The sequence below is a fragment of the Paenibacillus phytorum genome (genome assembly GCF_013141715.1).
GTDB lineage: Bacteria > Bacillota > Bacilli > Paenibacillales > NBRC-103111 > Paenibacillus_E > Paenibacillus_E phytorum.
On sequence record NZ_WHOA01000257.1, the window covers coordinates 79,252 to 100,364 of the forward strand.

General features: G+C 44.9%; 22 protein-coding genes and 2 riboswitches. Of the genes, 8 read left to right on the plus strand and 14 right to left on the minus strand.

Annotation, left to right across the window (positions count from 1 at the left end; all coding sequences use genetic code 11):
- Positions 1 to 3: 3 nt before the first annotated feature.
- Positions 4 to 1,137 carry a hypothetical protein gene (locus GC098_RS38695; RefSeq protein WP_171649643.1) on the plus strand — a complete coding sequence of 378 codons (1,134 nt, stop codon included), beginning with the start codon at positions 4 to 6 and terminating at the stop codon, positions 1,135 to 1,137.
- A gap of 245 nt (positions 1,138 to 1,382) precedes the next feature.
- Here the strand turns inward: GC098_RS38695 and GC098_RS38700 are convergent, their stop codons facing one another.
- The 3 genes from GC098_RS38700 to GC098_RS38710 form a co-directional block, all read right to left on the minus strand.
- Positions 1,383 to 1,757: a DUF3817 domain-containing protein gene (locus tag GC098_RS38700; RefSeq protein WP_171649644.1), complete on the minus strand. Its 375-nt coding sequence runs from the start codon at positions 1,755 to 1,757 to the stop codon at positions 1,383 to 1,385.
- Between the two features lie 3 nt (positions 1,758 to 1,760).
- A complete protein-coding gene (locus GC098_RS38705; RefSeq protein ID WP_171649645.1) occupies positions 1,761 to 2,519 on the minus strand; it encodes an exodeoxyribonuclease III in 759 nt (252 codons plus the stop codon).
- Between the two features lie 704 nt (positions 2,520 to 3,223).
- On the minus strand, positions 3,224 to 3,898 hold the full coding sequence (locus GC098_RS38710) for a putative endonuclease domain-containing protein (RefSeq protein WP_171649646.1): 675 nt from the start codon (positions 3,896 to 3,898) through the stop codon (positions 3,224 to 3,226).
- A gap of 217 nt (positions 3,899 to 4,115) precedes the next feature.
- Here GC098_RS38710 and cysK point away from each other — a divergent pair, with 217 nt between their 5' ends.
- Positions 4,116 to 5,048, plus strand: a complete 933-nt coding sequence (cysK, locus tag GC098_RS38715) for a cysteine synthase A (protein ID WP_171649647.1) — start codon at positions 4,116 to 4,118, stop codon at positions 5,046 to 5,048.
- Between the two features lie 84 nt (positions 5,049 to 5,132).
- On the opposite strand, the gene GC098_RS38720 is transcribed toward cysK, so the two are convergent.
- The 4 genes from GC098_RS38720 to GC098_RS38735 all read right to left on the minus strand — a co-directional run bounded on the left by GC098_RS38720 (position 5,133) and on the right by GC098_RS38735 (position 8,722).
- Positions 5,133 to 6,668, minus strand: a complete 1,536-nt coding sequence (locus tag GC098_RS38720) for an MDR family MFS transporter (RefSeq protein WP_171649648.1) — start codon at positions 6,666 to 6,668, stop codon at positions 5,133 to 5,135.
- A gap of 118 nt (positions 6,669 to 6,786) precedes the next feature.
- A complete protein-coding gene (locus tag GC098_RS38725; RefSeq protein ID WP_171649649.1) occupies positions 6,787 to 7,293 on the minus strand; it encodes a hypothetical protein in 507 nt (168 codons plus the stop codon).
- Positions 7,290 to 7,760, minus strand: a complete 471-nt coding sequence (locus GC098_RS38730) for a hypothetical protein (protein ID WP_171649650.1) — start codon at positions 7,758 to 7,760, stop codon at positions 7,290 to 7,292. The genes GC098_RS38725 and GC098_RS38730 overlap by 4 nt, the downstream gene beginning before the upstream one ends.
- 179 nt (positions 7,761 to 7,939) lie before the next feature.
- Positions 7,940 to 8,722 carry a lipase family protein gene (locus GC098_RS38735; RefSeq protein WP_246359219.1) on the minus strand — a complete coding sequence of 261 codons (783 nt, stop codon included), beginning with the start codon at positions 8,720 to 8,722 and terminating at the stop codon, positions 7,940 to 7,942.
- 147 nt (positions 8,723 to 8,869) lie between these two features.
- On the opposite strand from GC098_RS38735, the gene GC098_RS38740 reads away from it, so the two are divergent.
- From GC098_RS38740 to GC098_RS38750, 3 genes are all read left to right on the plus strand, one after another.
- On the plus strand, positions 8,870 to 10,585 hold the full coding sequence (locus GC098_RS38740; protein ID WP_171649651.1) for an ABC transporter ATP-binding protein: 1,716 nt from the start codon (positions 8,870 to 8,872) through the stop codon (positions 10,583 to 10,585).
- Positions 10,586 to 10,730: 145 nt separating this feature from the next.
- Positions 10,731 to 11,801 (plus strand): ABC transporter permease subunit, encoded by a 1,071-nt coding sequence (locus GC098_RS38745; RefSeq protein WP_171649652.1) that lies wholly within the window; start codon positions 10,731 to 10,733, stop codon positions 11,799 to 11,801.
- Between the two features lie 2 nt (positions 11,802 to 11,803).
- A complete protein-coding gene (locus tag GC098_RS38750; RefSeq protein ID WP_171649653.1) occupies positions 11,804 to 12,760 on the plus strand; it encodes a hypothetical protein in 957 nt (318 codons plus the stop codon).
- Positions 12,761 to 12,817: 57 nt separating this feature from the next.
- On the opposite strand, the gene GC098_RS38755 is transcribed toward GC098_RS38750, so the two are convergent.
- A complete protein-coding gene (locus GC098_RS38755) occupies positions 12,818 to 13,393 on the minus strand; it encodes a hypothetical protein (protein WP_171649654.1) in 576 nt (191 codons plus the stop codon).
- Positions 13,394 to 13,588: 195 nt separating this feature from the next.
- Here GC098_RS38755 and GC098_RS41420 point away from each other — a divergent pair, with 195 nt between their 5' ends.
- The 3 genes from GC098_RS41420 to GC098_RS38770 all read left to right on the plus strand — a co-directional run bounded on the left by GC098_RS41420 (position 13,589) and on the right by GC098_RS38770 (position 15,811).
- Positions 13,589 to 14,482: a methyltransferase domain-containing protein gene (locus GC098_RS41420; protein ID WP_171649655.1), complete on the plus strand. Its 894-nt coding sequence runs from the start codon at positions 13,589 to 13,591 to the stop codon at positions 14,480 to 14,482.
- Positions 14,483 to 14,572: 90 nt separating this feature from the next.
- Complete coding sequence (locus GC098_RS38765) at positions 14,573 to 15,163, plus strand: hypothetical protein (protein WP_171649656.1); 591 nt, start codon at positions 14,573 to 14,575, stop codon at positions 15,161 to 15,163.
- 9 nt (positions 15,164 to 15,172) lie between these two features.
- Positions 15,173 to 15,811 (plus strand): TetR/AcrR family transcriptional regulator, encoded by a 639-nt coding sequence (locus GC098_RS38770; protein ID WP_171649657.1) that lies wholly within the window; start codon positions 15,173 to 15,175, stop codon positions 15,809 to 15,811.
- 63 nt (positions 15,812 to 15,874) lie between these two features.
- Here GC098_RS38770 and GC098_RS38775 read toward each other — a convergent pair whose 3' ends face one another.
- From GC098_RS38775 to GC098_RS38800, 6 genes are all read right to left on the minus strand, one after another.
- Positions 15,875 to 16,069, minus strand: a complete 195-nt coding sequence (locus GC098_RS38775; protein ID WP_171649658.1) for a hypothetical protein — start codon at positions 16,067 to 16,069, stop codon at positions 15,875 to 15,877.
- 238 nt (positions 16,070 to 16,307) lie between these two features.
- Positions 16,308 to 16,583: a hypothetical protein gene (locus GC098_RS38780; protein ID WP_216625590.1), complete on the minus strand. Its 276-nt coding sequence runs from the start codon at positions 16,581 to 16,583 to the stop codon at positions 16,308 to 16,310.
- Between the two features lie 93 nt (positions 16,584 to 16,676).
- The gene (sugE, locus tag GC098_RS38785) at positions 16,677 to 16,997 is read right to left on the minus strand and encodes a quaternary ammonium compound efflux SMR transporter SugE (protein WP_171649659.1); all 321 of its coding nucleotides are present in this window, start codon (positions 16,995 to 16,997) and stop codon (positions 16,677 to 16,679) included.
- 90 nt (positions 16,998 to 17,087) lie between these two features.
- Positions 17,088 to 17,190: riboswitch (guanidine-I (ykkC/yxkD leader) on the minus strand.
- Between the two features lie 123 nt (positions 17,191 to 17,313).
- Positions 17,314 to 17,790, minus strand: a complete 477-nt coding sequence (locus tag GC098_RS38790) for a C40 family peptidase (protein WP_171649660.1) — start codon at positions 17,788 to 17,790, stop codon at positions 17,314 to 17,316.
- A 3-nt stretch (positions 17,791 to 17,793) separates the two neighbouring features.
- A riboswitch (cyclic di-AMP (ydaO/yuaA leader) is annotated at positions 17,794 to 17,932 on the minus strand.
- A gap of 167 nt (positions 17,933 to 18,099) precedes the next feature.
- Positions 18,100 to 18,918 (minus strand): hypothetical protein, encoded by an 819-nt coding sequence (locus tag GC098_RS38795; RefSeq protein ID WP_171649661.1) that lies wholly within the window; start codon positions 18,916 to 18,918, stop codon positions 18,100 to 18,102.
- A gap of 157 nt (positions 18,919 to 19,075) precedes the next feature.
- Positions 19,076 to 21,076 carry a M1 family metallopeptidase gene (locus tag GC098_RS38800; protein WP_171649662.1) on the minus strand — a complete coding sequence of 667 codons (2,001 nt, stop codon included), beginning with the start codon at positions 21,074 to 21,076 and terminating at the stop codon, positions 19,076 to 19,078.
- Between the last annotated feature and the right edge of the window lie 37 nt (positions 21,077 to 21,113).

A 21,113-nucleotide genomic window follows, 5' to 3' on the forward strand; every position in this document is an offset into this window, starting at 1 on the left:
CGGATGGTTTATTGGGCAGCGTTCTTTCTTGTTCTGATTGTCGGATTCGCAATAGAGCTCATGATGGGCCGAAGGTGGGGACGGTTCGTGGGTGTCACGATTATCGCTGTGATCCTATTCGGCGGCGTGATTGGCATAGACTACTACTTCCGCACCATGGATAGAGAGGTTTGGTCGGGTACAGTTACCGGGTGGGAACATAAAGAGGAATGGGATGAGTGGATTCCGGGCAAGGAAGAATGCACAACGGATAGCAACGGTCGTAAGAACTGCACCAAGGAGCGCGGGCATTGGGAGCACCACGAGGCGAAAAACAAAATTAAAACCTCAGACGATGGTTGGATACCTGTGAGCGAATCCCTGGATAGGAAAACTCGCTTTAACGACCGGTATCCGAACACAACGACGGAGCTTTCCAAACATTTTCCGCTCGGTACGCCCTCGGCCTCTAAGCATACTTACACCAATAAGGTGAAAGGATCCTATAGTCTTTTTAAGCATAGCGAGATTGATCCGAAAGATTACCCAGATCTACCAAGCTATCCGGGTTATGTGACGAATTATATCAAGGTTGATCGAATTGTCGGTCATGTTCCGAATCAAGACAATGCATTGGATGTTCTTGCTGCTTGGAATTCAAAGCTGAATAAAGATGTGCCAGATCCAGACCAACCTGGGAAGACCAAGTCATGGAAACAAGTAAACCTCATCTTTGTTAACGTCGGCGTAGATAAGCCAAAAGAATACGGCTATGCTCTTCAAGATAATTGGCAAAACGGCAATAAGAACGATTTCATTGTTAGCTTCAGCCCAGCACCGGATGGAACCATGAAGTGGGCTTATGCATTCTCTTGGAGCGAGGTCGATATACTGAAGCTTGAGGTTCAAGATTATATGGGGGAGCAGAGCCTAACTAAGGATTTTGTCCCGATTATTGATCATGTCGCTCAAATGGTGGCTGATAAGTTTGAGCGCAAGCACTTCGCGGAATTTAATTATTTGCAGTACGAACTAAGTAATATTTCGACCATCATTATTTGGGTTCTCGAGCTGCTCCTGCTTAGCATATATGGCTATAAATCCGTTAGATCTTACATTCGCAGTCGAAATTCACATCATAATACTTATGAGTATTAGCTACATCGTGTACAAGTGGATTTAGTACGAGGATAACCCAGGTGCGAATCGTGAGGAGAAAAGGCCGTCAGCCATTATGGGGCGCGGGTTTGCGGGCTGTGAGAGTTTGCCTTTGGGCAGGCTGCTGCAGCCTTTTTTTGTTTTGCAAGAGCGTCGAATATCAAGGCTTTCTGAATAGAAAAAGAACCCCATAGAGGGGTTCAAAGAAGTGCTGTGATGAATAAAGCGGCTTGAACATCGTCCGTCTAAGTCCTCTTTTTCGGGTTGATGGGGCGACCCTTCTTTAGCTCTAACTCCTCGTTATGGATCATACGATCTTGCTTGATGAAGAGGAACGGGATGAAAATACAGCCAATAATTAGGAGTGCTCGGTTCATGTTCCAACGTCTATTCACAAAAGCGTGAACCGCCGTTAAGATGTAAAGTACGAACATCACGCCGTGAAACATACCACCGACAGAAACGAGTTGAGGCTGGTCCAAGAAGTATTTAAACGGCATGGCTATAAATAGTAGGAAAAGATAGGATATACCTTCAATATAGCTTGTTAGACGCAAACGCCCTAAGGTAGAGGTTAGTATAATAATCGCTCCAATCTCGTTTTCAACGTTTGAATTCATTTATCAGGTCAAATCGAGCTCCAATACGACAGGACAATGATCGCTGCCCAATATATCGCAGTCGATTTTTGCATCAGTGATCTTAGGACCTAGTCTCGTAGAAGCAAGGAAATAGTCGATTCTCCATCCCACATTCCGCGCTCTTACGCCTGGCATATTAGACCACCACGAGTAGACATCTGTCCGATCTGGGTAGAGATGTCGGAACGTATCAATAAATCCTGCATCCAACAATTCCGTCATTTTGCCGCGTTCCTGAGGGGTAAAACCCGAATTATTGAGATTCCCTTTCGCATTCTTGATATCAATTTCATGGTGAGCAACATTCAAATCGCCGCAAACGATAACTGGCTTTTGGGCGTCCAATTGCAAGAGGTAGCTTCGAAAGCGATCTTCCCACTCCACACGGTAATCCAGTCTAGAGAGATCACGTTTCGCATTGGGTGTATAGACGGTCACAAGGTAGAAATTGTCGAACTCCAACGTGAGTATCCGACCCTCAGGCTCTTCGTTCTCCTCCATACCATATCTCACCGAGAGAGGTTGAATTCTTGTAAAAACGGCGGTGCCGGAATACCCTTTTTTAACCGCATAATTCCAATATTGTGTATAGGCTTCGCCCAGTTCTAGGTTAATTTGCCCTTCCTGCAGCTTCGTCTCTTGAAGACAGAATATATCTGCCTCCGTTTGCCCGAAATAATCAACAAACCCTTTATTTACACATGCTCTCAACCCATTAACGTTCCAGGATACAAGTTTCATCTTCATCTTTTCCCCTTGCTGCTTACAGTCATATATAATTCAGTGTACCATAAGTTCGTCCTTGTCGGCGATTTATGAAGATATGGGGGATTTTCTATTCTCACTACTCACTACATACTCATACTCATACCCAAACTCATACCCAAACTCATACCCAAACTCATACCCATACCCATACCCATACCCATACACACTCACGCTTATATACTCTTGCACACTATTACTTACAACTCTTACTATCTCAAATCAACTCCCACATCTCCCACATCTCCTTCCATTCGCTCCTCCACTTCCACCATTGGATTAAATACAACAGAAATTTGATTCCTATACGAAATCAGCCATTTGATTGGACAAAATCCAATCAAATGCTCAGAAATCGAGGTTTTGAGTCAAGTTCAGACGATTCCATTGGAAATATCCAATGTAGCAGCCCATCCCGCTCTCAATTTTGGAAAAACACTGTATTTAATCCAATGGAATGAGGACTGGGAAGAAGATTTGTATGAGGAAGCGTAGGATGAAGATGTGTTTGAAGAAGTGAGAAATCTAGATGTGTAAGAGAAAATGGGGATATAGGTTGGTATGAGAATCATTGAAATCAGAAAGCAGGGAATGGGCGAGAAGCAGGACTATGAGAATGTAAAGAATGAAAGTGGGAGATGAAATGGTATCTGAAATCGGATATGCCAAGTCACTCCTCCCTATATGTGCTCCAACGAACCCTCTTTCAGTTCATAAAAACGAATGTCCTTCCCTCTAGCGATAGGAGACAGGCATCCCTTCTCCACCAGGGAGCGCAGCCACTTGCGAGCTGTTCGAAAATCAACGTCCAGATGGTCGGTGACATCTTTTGGACGAATCCACCTTTTTAGCCTCCAAGCTAAACGCAGCACTTCTTTTTCCATAACAGCGGCTGAAATAGCGGCTGAATTCGTTGTTCCATTTCGGATCATGCAAGGTCCGATGACCATTTGCAGGAGCATCCGGCATACCTCGGGACGATTCTGTATATCATCGAAGGAGAAATGCATCATTTTCCACCCCATTGCGGTTAGAAACGTTTCTCGGTTCAGCGAGTAACTAAACTTCTCGCGATCCATATCTTTGACATGACTCTGGAAACCGTCACATTCAATACCAAAACGACCAAAGGGAGTTATGTAAGCGAAATCGATAAATTGGGACTTGCGATTCCAATCATAGATTTCATACTCCGGATGCAAGTGGTCGAGATGACCAAACAGAGGATACCAGACATTCTGGAGAAAAAGCTTTTCTGCGTATAAATGTCCCCTAATGAGACGCCCCTTTCTTTCACCACTTCTGAGAGCAGCATGATGATCAATGAATGCTTGATATGCAGTTTCAAATTCCAAATGCTCAAACCTCCCATGAAAAAAAAAACGCCCTTCGCCAAAAGGCTAAAGGACGTTCTTCGTCTACGATTATTATACCAAATAAGCATAATATAAGAAAATAGCATACCTATCTATCAGCATTATTGATTTATTTTTTCACTCGCATGCATGATATACTGTATTTATCCGATTAAGTTCATAGGTTTAATATTTAAATAGAAGGCGAGGTTTTCTTATGACGAAAATTTATAGCAATTTGACAGAGTTAATCGGTAATACGCCGCTGCTTGAGCTCTGGAATTATAATAATCGGCATGGACTTGATGCCAAGGTTGTCGCGAAGTTGGAGTATTTTAACCCGGCTGGTAGTGTAAAAGATCGTATCGGATTCGCTATGATTAAAGAGGCTGAAAAATCCGGTAAGATCAATAAAGAAACTGTCATTATTGAGCCCACCAGCGGAAACACAGGAATCGCTCTTGCTTTTGCGGCGGCTGCACTAGGGTATCGGTTAATCATTATTTTGCCTGATTCTTTTAGTATTGAACGTAGGAAATTATTAAAGGCCCTGGGTGCAGAACTCGTTCTCACGCCATCCTCTGAAGGCATGTTAGGCGCAATTAAAAAAGCAGAGGAATTAGCTGCAAAGATGCCAAACTCATTTATACCGCAGCAATTTAGCAATCCAGCGAATCCGGAGATTCACAGAAACACCACTGCCGAAGAAATATGGAAGGATACAGACGGTAAAGTCGATATTTTCATTGCGGGAGTTGGTACGGGAGGGACAATCACGGGTGTAGGTGAGATACTGAAACAGAGAAATCCATCTGTCCAAGTGATAGCCGTGGAGCCATCCGATTCACCCGTTTTGTCAGGTGGCAGTCGTGGCGTTCATCATATTCAGGGTATCGGTGCCGGGTTTGTTCCAGATAATTTCCACAGTTCAATTGTAGATGAAATATTTACTGTGACCAATGAAGATGCTGTAACGACGGCACGTGAACTGGCCAAAACAGAAGGTCTGCTGGTCGGCGTTTCATCCGGCGCGGCAGCTTACGCAGCAAGAGAAATTGCTAAACGACCTGAGAATAAAGGGAAGACCATCGTTGTTATCCTGCCAGATACCGGTGAGCGGTATTTGTCTACGAATCTATTTGATGAGTGATAGGTTAAAACGCAAAAGAAAGACCAGGAATCCGCGGTGGATCTCTGGTCTTTCTGTGTTACACGGTTTATACGGAAACTGCCCTTAATGCGTTGCGGCAACGAACGTTTCTTTATCCGTTTCTATCACGAGCTTCTCTTTGCTCATGGCAAAAGCGGCAGCTAAAGCGAGTACGGCAGGGATAAGTCCCCATGCAAATGTGGCCACGATGGAGGAGGAGAGTCCTTCTGATATTTTCCCAAGTACTTGCTCCGGAATTTGAGTGCGAGTCGCCGGATCAAGCAGAGCATGCGGATCCTTAAAGTCTAGACCCTGCGGCATCGCGGATTGGCCGCTCCCCGTGAAGGCATCCGATAAATGCCGGGTTAACGAATGGCTTTGAATAATACCGAAGATGGTGATTCCGATCGTCATGCCGAGTGAGCGAAGGAAATTCAGTGTAGAGCTCGCTGCCCCTCGTTGACTGGCAGGTACGGAATGTATAGCAGCGTTACTTAGCACAGAGAATGAAGCGCCGATTCCTAAGCCGACTAATATCATATAGGCAGTGATAAGCAAACGCGATGAATCTGGCGTCAACGTAGTCAGCAGTGCCATACCTGCCACAAGCATAATGAGGGTGGAGATCAGGATGGCTCGATATGAAAATTTACTAATGAGGAAACCGCCTGCGGTAGCTGTAACAACAGTGCCGAGCATCATAGGCAAAAGTACGAGCCCTGAGTTCGTTGCGCTTCCTCCGAGAACACCTTGAATGAAGATCGGAATATAGACAGACGCCGTAATGAAGGCTGCTCCACTTAACATCGCGATCGCATTGCTTGCCGAATAGAGGCGATTCCGAAACATCCGGAAGGAGATTATAGGTTCCTCTGCCCGCGTCTCCACATAGAGGAAAAAAACAGTAAGAAGAGCAAATCCAGTAAATAAGCTAATGATCTGAGCGGAGTTCCACGCGAATTGTTTACCGCCAAGCTCCATGGCGAACATTAGGCAGACGATGGCACCTACAAGCGAGAATGCGCCGGCCCAGTCGATACGCTGCTTAGTATGCTGGAGGGATTCCTTATAGAAGATGGCAATCATCAGGAAGGCAATCAGTCCAAGTGGTAAGTTAATATAGAAAATCCATTCCCATTTAATATAGTCGGTCATGTAAGCGCCAAGGAGCGGCCCGAAGATGCTGGACATACCGAAAACTGCTCCAAACAATCCCATTAGCTTGCCTCTGCTTTCCGGTTTAACCGCATCGAACATGATTGTGAAAGCGATGGGTACCAAAGCACCGCCGCCAATGCCTTGTATGGCCCGGTATAAGCTTAACTGCACGATCGAGGTGGCTGTTCCACAAAGAGCGGATCCAAGCATAAACACCAGGATACCAAAGATGAAAAACCGCTTGCGCCCATACATATCCGATAGTTTACCGAAAATTGGCATCCCTGCCATTTCAGCGACCATGTAAGCCGAAGTTACCCAAACGAATTTATCGAGTCCTCCGAGGTCTGCGATAATGGAGCCCATAGCTGTCGCGACGATGGTATTGTCCATCGAGGCCATTAGAATGGCTAGCAGTAATCCGGCTAAAACAATACCGGTTTGATTGGTTGATTTCGTCATATGATCATTTCCCTTCTTCAATCATTGATTTGTATAAACCGATTATAAACAAACAACCCTGACAAGAGTCTGTCAGGGTTGAAACCATATGAGGAAAAGAATTTCCTCTAGAAGTCGTCTATGAAATCGTCTTACGCTCCGGAAAGAAAATTCGGTAAAGCAGTAAATGAATAGTTTGCAAAAATAAATAGATTGGTATGGAATAAGTGAGCTGATACCCATGTTTGTAATGAAAAATACCAACGAGTACGCTAAGCCACTCGACACCTATGCCCATAGACGTCCAAAGTAAGATGTAGGGTATCGTGTAAAAATCACGCACACCCCATTTTTTGTAAAAATAAATAAATATATAACCAAATGGTGCATACATCGTATAGGAGAAAATATCAAACAGCTGATAACGGGATTCGTCACCTACATCGTACAAATCAAAGGGGGGGACAGCGATGGTGTGATCAAACATGAGACCAAAAACGACCCCAATCAATAAATTAAACAAGCTCTGTGTTAAGGTAAACATTTTTGGCAATATCCAAATCGCGAGGGTCCCTACGACAATCATCGCAATGACGAACCATTCATTTCCGTTAAATCGATTATCGTAAATGGTTATGTCGTTCATAGAGTCTTCTCCCTTTGCATCAGATGAATTAATAAGCGGCCAAACCAATAAGTTATAATCATTAGTGAGATGATTAGTAGGCACTCATAGAAGATATTCCATCTCTCATAGGTTACCGCACCATTCAATCTTAGGAATTGGCCTGTGCATAAGATAAAAGAGAACGTATACAGAGAAATGCCTATTTTTGTACTGCGTTTCACTGTGGTCAGGTAGACATTGGCAAAAGTGAGAAGTGTTAATGAAAAGGTGAAGTCCCTATGTAAAATCATCGAAAGGAATTCCGGAACCTTTTTGCTGAGATGGAAAACTTCTAAAGTGTCACTTAAAATCGTTAATTTGTTAATGTCCACGATAGCTAAGAGCATGTAAAGCAGCACGTTCGTAATGACAGACAACTTATTGGGCAGGAAGGCGAATATGTGGATACTAAACCAAACAAAAATCAGGCAAATGACGAGTATCAAGGCAGGGCTCCTTTGCGACAAAATAATCGAATAGCGTAAGTAGATGCAAATAAGTATCGTCTCCTATTTTTACCTTTATTGAGTTGTTTAAACCCTCCTCTCAGACAACTGATCTCTAAGTAACAAAATAAAGATTGCCTCCTACCCGGCCTTTCTGGTCAGGTGGTTGGCAATCTTTTTCAGTTTGGACAAAATCCCGGAGTCTGGGCGTATAACTGTTGCGTGAAGCGGGGATCCAGCTTGGCAAGTTCAGCGAAATAGTTGCTTATAGCGTGATTAGCGGAGACGGAGCCCCCTTGAAAAGTTAATTCAACCCCCTTTTTCACATGTATATAGTGGTAAACCTTATCTGTTCGAGGAGATGTATAGATGAAGGGCGGAAGTAAGGGGACTAAGTCGTAGGTATTATAAATCCGATAGTGAGGCCCGGTCCTGCGGTTGAAAAGACTAGCGAATGCCTGATTTCCAACACGAGGTGAGGCATAAGTATACACGGAAGGATTTCTAAATTTAGTGTTTGTGGAAATATCGGCGGCGCATAAAGCAGCGAGTGCTCCACCAAGACTGTGTCCTGTGATGTACAGCGTTTTCTCCGTTGAAAGTTTGTTTAGCGCTGTCACAATCGATTTGCGGGCTGAACGGTAGATGTCAAGAAACCCTTCGTGTACGAGGCACTGCTCTTTTGTGTAAGGAAACTGGATTTGCCTGGCAATGGCATCGGAGATCCAATCGGATGTCGTATGCGTGCCTCGAAATACGATGACAATTTGAGCGTCGGATTCGGCAATAAAGCCGAAAAACTCTTTTTCACTCAGGATGGAAGTTGCCTTAAAGGAAGAAACCATCCGGTAATTGTTTGGCATAATAACGCTTTCGGGACCATTTTCAAGTAGGATATAGCTTTGGCTGCACATAGCTGCTAGGAAGATTGCCGTCCGTGTATCTAATGAGTTGCTGAGCATAGTCCATTCCTCCATACACACAGGATGCCTTCTCCTATATATATGAAAATAGTGGACAGCTGTCCTCCGACAATCGCCTATTTTCTAGGAGACTTCCAGCTCGCAGATCCTATCAGGTATAATAGGCGAAGGAAGGTGGAGATAAATGTGTTAAAACGCTTTTTTTCGTATTATCGGCCTTATAAGCACTTATTTATTTTGGATTTTACCTGTGCGGTCGTGGCTGGACTTCTAGAACTAGGTTTCCCACTTGCTGTTAATCAGGTCGTCGATAAATTGCTTCCTGCCGGGAATTGGACTTGGATTCTTTGGGCTTGCGCCGGTTTGCTTGCAGTCTATGGACTCAACACGGTGCTGAATTTCATAGTCACATATTGGGGACATAAGCTAGGGATTAATATCGAAACGGATATGCGGAAAAAGATGTTCGATCATCTGCAGAAGCTCTCATTTCGGTTTTATGACAATAACAAAACGGGTCAATTGATGTCTCGTATGGCAAACGATTTACTAGAAATTGGTGAAGTTGCGCATCATGGCCCAGAGGACTTGTTCATTGCGGTAATGACGCTGATCGGTGCACTCCTGCTTATGCTTCATATTAATATGAAGTTGGCGCTCCTCACCTTCGTTATTGTCCCATTTCTGCTATGGATAGCAGTGTATTTTAATCAAAAAATGACGAAGACGTTCCGTCGAATGATGGGCGACCTTGCCGATATTAACGCAAGAGTAGAAGACAATATTGGTGGGATTCGTGTTGTTCAAGCTTTCGCAAATGAGTCCTATGAGAAGAAGCTGTTTGAGGATAACAATGGACGGTTCCGGTTGACGAAGCTGCTTTCCTATAAAATCATGGCGTGGAATGTTTCGCTGAGTTACATTTTGATGCGTCTGGTAACGGTTTTCGTCCTTATTTGCGGCACATGGTTCGTGATTGATAAGCAGATTTCTTATGGAGAATTTATTGCTTTCGTTCTCTTAACGAACGTTTTTCTAGGGCCCATTCAGAAAATCAATAATGTCATTGAGAGCTACCCCAAGGGAATTGCCGGCTTTAAACGGTATGTTGAAGTCATTGATACGGAGCCTGAGGTAGCTGATCTGCCGAATGCCGTGAAGGTTAGTCATCTCGATGGTCAAATTACGTTCGACTCGGTGTCATTCGGCTACGGGGAAGAAGCCCGTGTATTGAATGATATCAGCTTATCTATTCGAGCTGGAGAAACCGTTGCTTTCGTAGGTCCATCGGGCGCAGGGAAGACCACGATCTGCAGCTTGCTGCCCCGATTCTACGATGTGAGTGCGGGCAGCATTTCCATTGATGGCCTCGATATTCGCAGCATCCAGCTGGAGTCGCTGCGCCGTCAGATCGGCATCGTGCAGCAGGATGTGTTCCTGTTCTCCGGCACCTTGCGGGAGAACATCGCGTACGGCAAACTTGGCGCGACGGATGAGGAGATCTGGGAAGCTGCGCGGCGCGCGCAGCTGGTGGGTTATATCCAGACGCAGCCGAAGGGGCTGGATACGGTTGTTGGTGAGCGCGGCGTCAAGCTCTCGGGCGGACAGAAGCAGCGCCTCGCGATCGCGCGGATGTTCTTGAAGAATCCGCCGATTCTCATCCTCGATGAGGCGACGTCGGCACTCGACACGGAGACAGAGGCGGCGATTCAGCAGTCATTGGCCGAGCTGTCGCGTGGCCGTACGACGCTAGTCATTGCCCACCGGCTGGCGACGATCAAGAATGCCGATCGTATCGTCGTCGTGACGGAGCAAGGCATTACCGAGCAGGGCGGACATGAGGAGCTCATTGCTGTGGGCGGTGTGTACAGCCGCTTACACCAAGCGCAGTTCAGCTCTTGATCCCGGGCTGCAGCAAGCTAGCTTAGGCTAGTTCGCTGCATCCTCTTTTTATTCCCAAAGATAGGATAGAACTTCCAAATGAATCGTGATAAACTATGAAAATGGTTATCTACCAACGGTGAATAATAGAACGAGGTGACGATAGTTGAAATCGATATTTCGGTGGTTGTTGCTTGGGTTGTTTACACTCGTGTGCATCTTCTTTCTGAGCAATATCCGTAACGCCTTCTTATCTATGCAGCCGGATCAGATTCGGGTCGCAATAGGTCCAGACACAAGCATCCAGAAAATAAGTGAGCAGTTGCCTGGCAGTCAAGTACTAAATGAAAAAGCAGGCTTATTGTCTGTTCCTTATGGAAAGTCTTGGGACTATATCGGAAAGACACTGTCGATCAAAGGCATATTTCGTGCGACCGCTGTTCCACTGGAGCATCCCATTATTTCCTGGCGTTATTACGGCTTTTCGATAAAAGAGCAAATTAAAGGTTTCGCGCATGGTGATTTTGGCAAATTCCGCAGTCCTTTCAATAGGAAAGAGGTGGCTGTTGTTGGGGAGCTCCCCAACATGCTTCTTCGGACATGCACTTATTTCATTCCTGGTTTACTGCTCGCGATTGTGCTAAGTGTGCTATTTGCGATGACAGCATCCATGTTCCGCCGATTAGGTGCCTTGATGGATGGAATGCATGGCTTGCTTGTTGGCTTGCCTGATTTTTTCTTAATCGTTCTCATCCAATTGGGGGCGGTCTATGCGACGAAATATTTGGGACACTTTGTACTGCTCATTGTTCAAGTCGGTGATAAGACGCCTTTCCTCATTCCGTTTCTCACGATCGCGCTGATTCCCTCGGTCACCATTTACGGCACACTTCGCATCGCGATCGCGCGTGAGCTGGGACAGGATTATGTCGTTACCGCACTAGCAAAAGGGTTAACCCGCAGAGAGGTGCTCATCTCTCACGTTATGCGAAATGTAATGGCTGATTTGCTGGCGATCTTGCCCAAAGCGACCACACTGGCACTGGCCAGTATGGCTGTTGCAGAAGCCATCTGCGGAATCTCCGGTTTGGGTGGATTTATCGTCTCCCCAGCATTACAGAGTGTCTCCTCCATGTCGGCTATCTGTATGGCACTTGCGCTAGTTGCTATGGCTTTTCATGTATTCTACGCATTGCTTCGCAAGAAGTTTATTGTTCGGACAGGGGAGGTGGTTTAACGATGATGAAACGCTCATCAACTGCTTACTACTGTTCGATTGCACTCATTGTGCTCATCCTGCTTGTGATGATATTCGGCACATGGCTGAAACCACACGGGATTACACCGGATGATAAGATTAATATGATCCAATATCAAGAAGACGGTAAAACCAGATACAGCATTCCGCCATACGCGCCGAACAGCACCTTCCTGCTGGGCACCGATCATAGGGGCTTTGATGTGCTGAGTTTATTGTTGAATGGGTTGAAGTATACATTAGGCACGGCGCTAGCGTTGACCTTGTTTCGCTTTGTTTTTGCCCTCCCATGGGGATTTTGGAGCGGGAGCACGGGCAAAGGAGGGGGCATTCTTCGCTCCATGCAGTGGGTCGTTTCCTCTATGCCTGCGTTTGTATTCTTGTTCCCGCCTTTAGCAGGCATGTACTTTGGGCTGCGGCTTGATCAGGGGTTGAAGGCAGACCCGCATTACCAGCTGTTGTTCTCGGTTACTTTTGTTAGTCTAGTCACATTCATTGGGATATTCCCATTAGCCCATCAGATAGCAGATCGGACACGTTATTATAATGAACGACTATTTATTGAAGCATCACGTTTGATGGGTGGATCTGTGTTCCATCGAACGATGCGACATTTGGTTCCCTGTATGAGAAATGAAATGTTGTTCATCTTCCTTAGCGAGTTCATGCAGGTGCTCTTCTTGTTAGGGCAGTTGGCTGTATTTAATATTGTACTTGGCGGGGTTGAGACAATTGGTGATAGCGATGCGGGCTATTCCATCGCCATCACAACATCGGGTGAATGGTTATCGCTAATCGCCTATGGCTCAAGGTACATTAGACTGCATCCATGGATTATACTGAGTGCAGGAACCAGCTTCGCAGGACTATTCCTAGCGCTGCAGTTTTTCTTGAATCAGCTCAAACGCCGCTACGGCAGTGAACGTCAATTAATGTGAAGTAAAAAAAAGGTCGAGGTTCCATCCCGAGGATGGCTCCCGACCTTTTTCTATGAATTATCTTAAAGAGCTGAGTTGGATGTCCAATCTAGCAGCCACGCCTGCAGGCGCTGCATCACTACGAGGTCCTCCAAAGTTAAAAGCGATGATGACGATGTCATTACGGCCCTGTCTCAAAAACCGACGTATGTTGAAGGTACGACCAGTGTTGTAGAAGGGAGGGGTGTTCTGAGGCGCATCATAGACCAGCGGCACACCGTTGATGATCACAACAGCGTAATTGTCGACCGACAAGAAGAGGGATGCGGCGAGAATAGCTCTCCGCTGCGAGAGCGAGAATCGTGTCGAAATGACGGCATTCTCAGCGCTCAGATTGCCGGAGTACCACACATAGTTGGCGTTAGTAACCGGTACCCATGCTGGATTACGAGGAATGATCTGGGCATTGAACCAAGAGTTATCGGTTCCGATCGAGATGATACGCTGGCTCAGGAAGCGGCCTGCTCCCAATCTGTTGTGTTTCTTCAATTGGGCATGGTACATCAGCAGCGCTTTCGTTTTTGGTAAGCCTGAACATCTAGGTAGTCTAACAATTTTAGTTGGTCTCCCTGCGATACGTTGTTTCTTAATCATCTAACCATCTCCTATCAAGTTATGAATATACTTACAAAGTATTTTATGTTTGATAGAGAGATTTGCGAGGGTTAATAGCTGATAGAGTTCTAAAAAGGTAGCTTAATTTCCACTTACCATATAAAACGTAAATTAAATGTTACAGTGACATATAATATATGTTAAAATGATGAAAATCATGAGGGGGATACCTACGTGGATGACAAAAATGATAAAACCAAAAGACTCTCTGTTTACTTACCGGAGAAAGTAAAGTCGGATCTGGAGCAAATGGCCGACGAAACGGGTCTGTCGATGACACAGTTAATTGTGATGGCCACGCATGGCTTGCTAGCCAACTACTCCGCACAGGGTGGCGCTATTTTCGCTGATTTATTGGCAGCCAGACAACGAATTCTCCACGAAGTGAAGGATAAGCATCAGCTTTTAAACGAAGAAAAAGTGAAAATGCAAGAATACTACGGTGCCCGAGCGGAGGAGTATGAACGGATTTACCATCGGGAGGACGCTGAGTTCCAACAAGAGCTTGGTCTCTTAAGCGAAATGGTGAAGAAGCAGGTGGAAGGTCGCAACGTTCTTGAGGTAGCCTGTGGGACCGGGTACTGGACCGAAATTGCTGCGAGTACGGCTAAGCACATTGTAGGTGTTGATATTCGTCCTGAAGTGCTGCAAATTGCTAAGTCGAAGCCTTTGCCAGCCTCAAATGCAGCATTTGTTCAGGGGGATGCGTACCAGCTCTCCGAAGTGACAGGGGCTTTCGACTTTGGTCTTGCTAACTTCTGGTTTTCGCATATTCCGAAGAATCGGATCGAGCCATTTCTGCAGAGTTTCCACCAACGTTTAGGCACAGGTGCTCGCGTCTTTATCGCCGATAATGTTTACGTACCCGGGAGAGGCGGAGAGCTGATAACAAATGAACATAGTGAGGATACCTACAAAAGACGCGAGTTGGCTGACGGATCCATGCATGAAATTATCAAAAACTACTACTCATATGAGGAACTGAACGACATTTTTAAGCCTTTATCTCAGCATTTGCGAATATTTGTGGGAAGCAGCTTCTGGTATGTCAGTTACACAGTTGCTTGAAATAGAAATGGATAGGTAAAATATCCCTTGACCAAATATGTTACTTAAGTTACATTTGTTATTAGAGTAACGTATTTGGAGGGGTTAACAATGAACATTTTTTCGAAAATATGCAATTGGTTTATGGCAACATCAACTTGGATTCAAGCATTAACATGGTTTGTTGCCTCACAAATCGTGTATTTTACTATGTTGTTTGTGACCATTCCAGCCATTCAGAATAAGGCAAATGGCATGAAAATATTTGACTTAATGACTACGGGTTATTCGCCGCAATACGTTACTTCTTTCCTTGAGGCCATTGGGGAGACGGGGCGGAAGTTATACTTAACGAATCAAATGCCATTGGATCTTATCTATCCAAGTTTAATGGCCATTACTGGCGCACTGTTCATTGCTTTATTTTCAAAAAAAATCAACCATCGTTTAGGTGTTATCCTGTTTATCCCTATTTTCGGAGCCATTTTTGACTATTTTGAAAATATTATGGTAGCCGTGATGCTGCTTTCCTTTCCTAATATCCCAAAACCGATCGCCATGTTTGCTAGTCTATTTACGGTTTTGAAAACTATTCTTGATACTTTATACTTAGTGTTACTAGTGGTCTTGTTCGTTCTATTTCTATACAAAATTGTACGTGGAAAAAGGAAAGTTGAAGGCGGGAGTCCAAACTCTAAGTAAGGTGGTCAAATGGATAATAATCTTCCTTTAAGAGAACGAAAAAAATATCAGACGATGTTAAGTATTCTAGATGAGTTTTTACTTTCGCTTGAAAGTCATCATTTTGATGAAATCCATATTGAAGATGTATGTAATCGGGTAAGTATTTCGAAGGTCACTTTTTTTAGGTACTTTACTTCCAAAGAGGAAGTTCTCGACTATTTTGTGCTGCGATGGTGTTATCAAAGAAGTGTTGAGATAGATAAGGGAACCTATTTCGGCATGGATGGCATACGCCAAGTTTTTAGAACTGCAGCAGAAATACCTCATGCTAAGAAAATTTTGATTGCCATCATTCAATACTATTCTAAATTAAAAGCTGAACCAACGAAAAAGGAACTCAGTGAATATGAGCGTTATATTATCTCGCAAAACTCAATAGAAGGAATTCATATTCAAATTCTTCCTTTAGAAGCCTTGTTTCATTTCTATTTATCGCAAATAGAGAACTTGTCGGAAGCGAAGATATTGCTCTTTTCGCGTCAGTTGGTAGCGCTTTTCTATGGGATTCCATTTCAGGTTCATATTCAAATGTTGGAATCTCAGACATTGCTAAAAGCATATATGGATAGTGTAGACAGTTTATTGGTAGCAATTACTTTCCATTAGGCCAACAAAAAAAGCTTAGTCAAGGCCCGCGGCTGCTTTCTGACTAAGCTTTTTTCCATATTATTATTTATTATTTTCATTTTCATTTTGTCGTCTTTTGATTACGTTATTCACTAAGTTTTGAGTTGCGTCTTGTGTGGATCCAGTTACGTTTTCAATGGCGTTTTGTACATAGTTCGTTGCGGATTGAACCCCGTTTTTAAAGATACTCGTTTTGTTAACATCAACGTTATTCGGGTTACTCGTATTTTTTGACATCGTCCATTCCTCCAATGATATTCTAGAGAGACTGTCGTTTGATTAATTATGCTTTCTCACAACTGGTACGCATAACTTCTACAACATCGTTCAACTGCGAATAGGGATTCACTCATCCAGCAACCTCAACCTAGCATATATGACGATTGATCCCGATTTAAGACACCTGCATGTAGAGCAAGATTGGTTGAATGAATCGACGATCTCCTAGATGTAATAGTTGAACTCTCGTTTTACCTTACCTATTGATCTCATCGTCTTCCGTAGTCTCGTTTAGCTCCTGCTCGGCATCCATCTCAGCGGCGGCATCGAAGACATTCTCTTTCGGCACCTGAGTTATATCTTCCTTTTGCTGCACCCAGTAACCAACGTTACGGTACCAATATTGAAACGAGTCGTCCAATTGCTGCTCTCGATTGCGATCCTCGTTAACATCGGAGTCAACTTCTAACCCCTCCACGAGAAATCCGTCTTCACGATTCTGTTTTCGATTGATATCATCAGGTGTATTCACGTTGAATTTCCCTCCTTAACATTCTTATCATAACGCCCCTCCATCCTTGTAAGGATTAATCTGCATAGATAGGGAACGATTTATACAAAATCCCTAATGTCCAGAAGTAAATTTAAGGCCGAGAACGCCAACTAAGATCAGAATCATGAACAAGATCCTTGTTAAACTAATAGGTTCATCGAGAAAAAGGGTGCCGATTATAATCGCCCCTACAGCGCCTATTCCGGTCCAAGCCGCGTATGCTGTGCCAATGGGAAGAGTTTTAGTTGCCACTGCAAGAAAATAGAAACTTACAATCATACCTGCGATCGTGACGATGGAAGGAACTAAACGTGTAAAACCATTCGAAAATTTCAACGAGATCGCCCATAGTACCTCAAATACACCTGCAATAACGAGATATAACCATGCCATGATGAATCACTCCTCTTAAATTTCTTATACGTACCTATTATGCCGCAAAAAAAGAAAAAGCCTGGAAGTTATATCGCTCTAAAGCGATATGACTCCCGGGCTTTTTCCCCTCCGTGACCACAGCGTATTCGCTGCGTGTTTCCCCTCGGACCAGTCTGACGATGAACGCCACGGAACCCTAGAAAACAATATGCCGTTATTATAGAACGGCTAACATACGATGTCAAGTTACAAGATTTGTAAATGAATAAAAGCCCTGAAAGCTGCTCTTTTGAGCGGGGCTTGTCCGGGCTTTATTCATGAATCGTGCAAGAATTTACTTGGATTCAGCAGTTAGTTGATTGTAGATATCATCCCACAGAACTCGTCTGGCTGATACATACCGCTTCGCGTAATAAGATTGGCTAAGTTTGCTTTTCACTATACCTTCATCGGAAGCAGAGTGAATGAATTCACCGTTTCCAAGATAGATACCAACGTGAGAAATACCATTGCCGCCACTTGTGTCAAAGAACACAAGATCGCCTTTACGAAGATCTTTTTTGTCAACCCAGTAACCTTCTTTATTTTGAGATGATGAGCTATGAGGAAGATCAATGCCGAATTTGTCGAAAACGTATGCGGTGAAGCCAGAGCAATCAAAGCCCTTTGTGGTCGTTCCCGCCGTTCTGTACGGAATTCCGAGCAATCCGTCAACCGTTTCATCCAAAGTGGATTGGGCCGCTGACACGCTTCCTAAACCGATACTCAAAAACAAAACAAGGCTAAAAACAAGAGCAACAATCTTTTTCAACTGCTTGTCTCCTTCCGGTGCCTACGAGGTTAGCTGGAGGGTTCGGTTGAAGGTTCCCTATGATCCCTGTCTGGCAAGATCAATTCACCCGGTGTGGTTCCCCCGTTTCTCCAAAAAATGGAGAATTCGGCATGAAATATTTGGTTTTTTGATGCTAGTCCTTTTAATTCGTCATAAACATTTAAAATCCTCCTTTTCTATGAGTCTTCTAATTAAAATATGCAAGTTTGATAGGGAAATAGACAAAAAAAAGCCCCTTTTTGCAAGGGGGGGGAGAAAATGTGCTAATTTCAGCTTAATTATATGTACTTAACTGTCCATTTTGGCAGATAGAAGCTGATATTGGGAAGTTATGGCCCACATTTGGATGAAAATGTGGAAAAGCGGGAAGAGCTGATAAATGATTAGCGCTACCAGACCTGCCCATATGTATGTTGCAGTGACAGTGACCCCTGCCAATAGTCCCGAGGCGATTAGGAGGATAAGTGCAAGCCCGATAATAGGAAGCAAAGAGCGAACGAAAGTGATGACGGTGGACAAAATGCCAAGTTTGGCAGCAATCGCGAACTGCACGTACATAAAAAGAAGATGTAAGAGAAAGCCATAGACGAGCATGCCGAGAAGCCAAGGCAGTAATTGGAGGGCCGCTTGCTCATATGATGTGGTATGTGCGAATTGTTTTTGCGCTTTAGGAAACAGCCATATGAGCGGCAGCAAGGAAAGCGAGATTCGAACGACATATGCGATTAGGAATGGGAGCATCAGCTCCTTGATGCCTCGGAAAAAGCGATAGCCGGCATTTTGCTGGGAATGGGTCAGCGAGTAGTAGACGCCGCTATTCAATATTGGCGTGAGCAGCATGCGAACAACAAGTAGAGCAGCCAGCCACCAAAGGTAGGGATGGCTAAGATCGGTTTTGACAAGTTGGAACTGTCCTTCAGCTAGAAATAGCTGCAGCGCTTGCTTCGGCTGCTCGCCACCAGGATAGCGGTGCATGAGAGGGACGAGAACACCCTGTACAAGCTTATACAGCAGGATGCCCCAGCCCATCTGATACAGGAACAAGACGATCGTGGCGAAAGGTTGCCGTAAAGCCGCCCTCAAGCCAGACTTGATATAAGTTGCCACAGTTGTCCCTCCTAAGAGTTTTCCGTAGGAAAACTTACTTCGTAAGCATATGCACTTGAGTTTTGCTTTAGCAAAACTGGCATCGTAAGCATAACCTGAGTTTTCCGTAGGAAAACTTACTTCGTAAGCATATGCACTAGAGTTTTGATTTAGCCGCTTACCAGGCGACCCAGCCGAATATGGCTTGCAGGAATTGAATGAGACCGAGATTTAGGCGGATTTTCCACTTGGTATTCACTTGCGTTTGCATAAAATTATTAATATGTTTATTTTCCAGCACGAGCGAGTAATTAGGATCAATTCGAACCCAGTCTACAGGAGTCTTGTGGGTTAGTTTGAATTCGATACTGCTTTCTTTCCCGTCCCATGTTTTATCAAGCACTGTGCCGTCAGAGAAATGGAACTGGATCGGCACCTCTGGCGAATTGCCGCCTCGTTTGGAGATGAGAACGGCACTTTCGTAGGACTCTGCCCCTTTGCTGCCCACGGATTTGACACGAATGCTTTCAACGGTGTAATCCATCATCATGGCGCCGTATACATATTGATTAAAGAAATCATCCCACTTCGTTTTGGTCACTTCTTCGACAACGTTCTGAAAGTCCTTTGTAGAAGGGTGTTTAAATTCCCAACGTTGGAAATAAGTGCGCATAATGCGGTCCATCGTTTTACTGCCAACCTGCTTCTCAATGGCTTTAAGCACGAGCTTGCCTCGTGTGTACACATTCTCTGCGTATTGATCATGTCCCGTATAAGCCCACGAGTTCTGTTGTAGAGTATGTGGAGATGTAATAAAGCTTGATTCGACAGGTAAATTAGGGGACACCCCGTACTCCGCTTCCATGACTTTATCCTCTGCATAGGAGGTAAAACCCTCATCCAGCCAAGCTTCTTCGAATTCATTGCTCGCTACGAGTCCATAGAAGAACTGATGTCCAATCTCGTGAACAACGACACGTTCTAGCTCTAGATCTGGTTTCTTGTCGCTAGCATCCCACGACGTTACCAAAGTCGGATATTCCATACCGCCCACACCGTTGCCTCCTGGGGGAGGTACGACAATCGAAAGGGTTGAATAAGGATACGATCCGTACCATTGACTGTAGCGGGAAAGTGCCTTTTTGGCAGCGTACATATAGCGGTCCTTCAAGTCTTGATGATTGGGATCGAGATAGAGCTTGATCTTGACCCCGGGTATTTGTGCGGTCGAGTAGGGTTCTTCCACATAAACGAAATGAGGCGATGCCGACCAAGCGAAGTCATGCACATCATCCGCATAAAATTGGTACGTCTTCATTCCGTTGTCGGTTACAGCAGGCTTAACCGGGAAACCGGTAGCTGCTACGATGTAGTTCGCCGGCACTTGAATTTTCACGTCATACATCCCGAAATCGGCATAAAATTCCGAATTTCCATGGTATTGGTGGAGATTCCACCCTGGCTCTGTACGTCCTCTTGTTCCAACCCTTTCATAGGCAGCAACTTTAGGGAACCATTGTCCGGCCATGACGAAGTCATCCACATAGCCCATTCTTGCGAAGGCGGCAGGCAGCTTGACGAGGAATTCCGTCTTGATCGTAACTTTCTCCCCGGCTCCTACAGGCTTAGGCAGCGGGATTTTGAGCAGCGTGTGATCGTCCTTGTTGCCGTCATCGGGCTGCACGAACGCCATGCGCATACTGAGATCCTCTCCGTCAACCGTTTTCACAGAAAGCAACTTCATACTGCCACTGCTGTCAGCCTTGGCTTCATCTTCACGCAGCTTACCACCTGACTCGCGCATAAACGTCGTTTTCTTTGAGGCGAACGCATTGGGATACAGATGGAGGTAAAGCTCTTGCACAGGGACGGTTCCCGGATTTTCCCAAGTCAACGTTTGCTGCCCATTAAGCTGCCTCGTTTCGGGTGTGTAAGCAACGCTCATGTGATACTCCGCAATACGATAGCTAAGAGCTGCTGGCGCTTGCTTCTCTAATGGCTTGCCGCTATCTGCAGGCTGCATGTCCGGCGCCGGAGCAGACTTTTCATCCTTAGAGACGACTGGAACGGCTAATTTACTTGCAGATGGGAGCAAATTTTCAGACAGCAGGACAGCGCCTGCTGCAAGGAGCATGACAACGAACCATTGAACCTTGCGGTTTTTGAATAGAACACTCATGATATCCACCCCGCCTAAACAAGCATCTACAGCATGT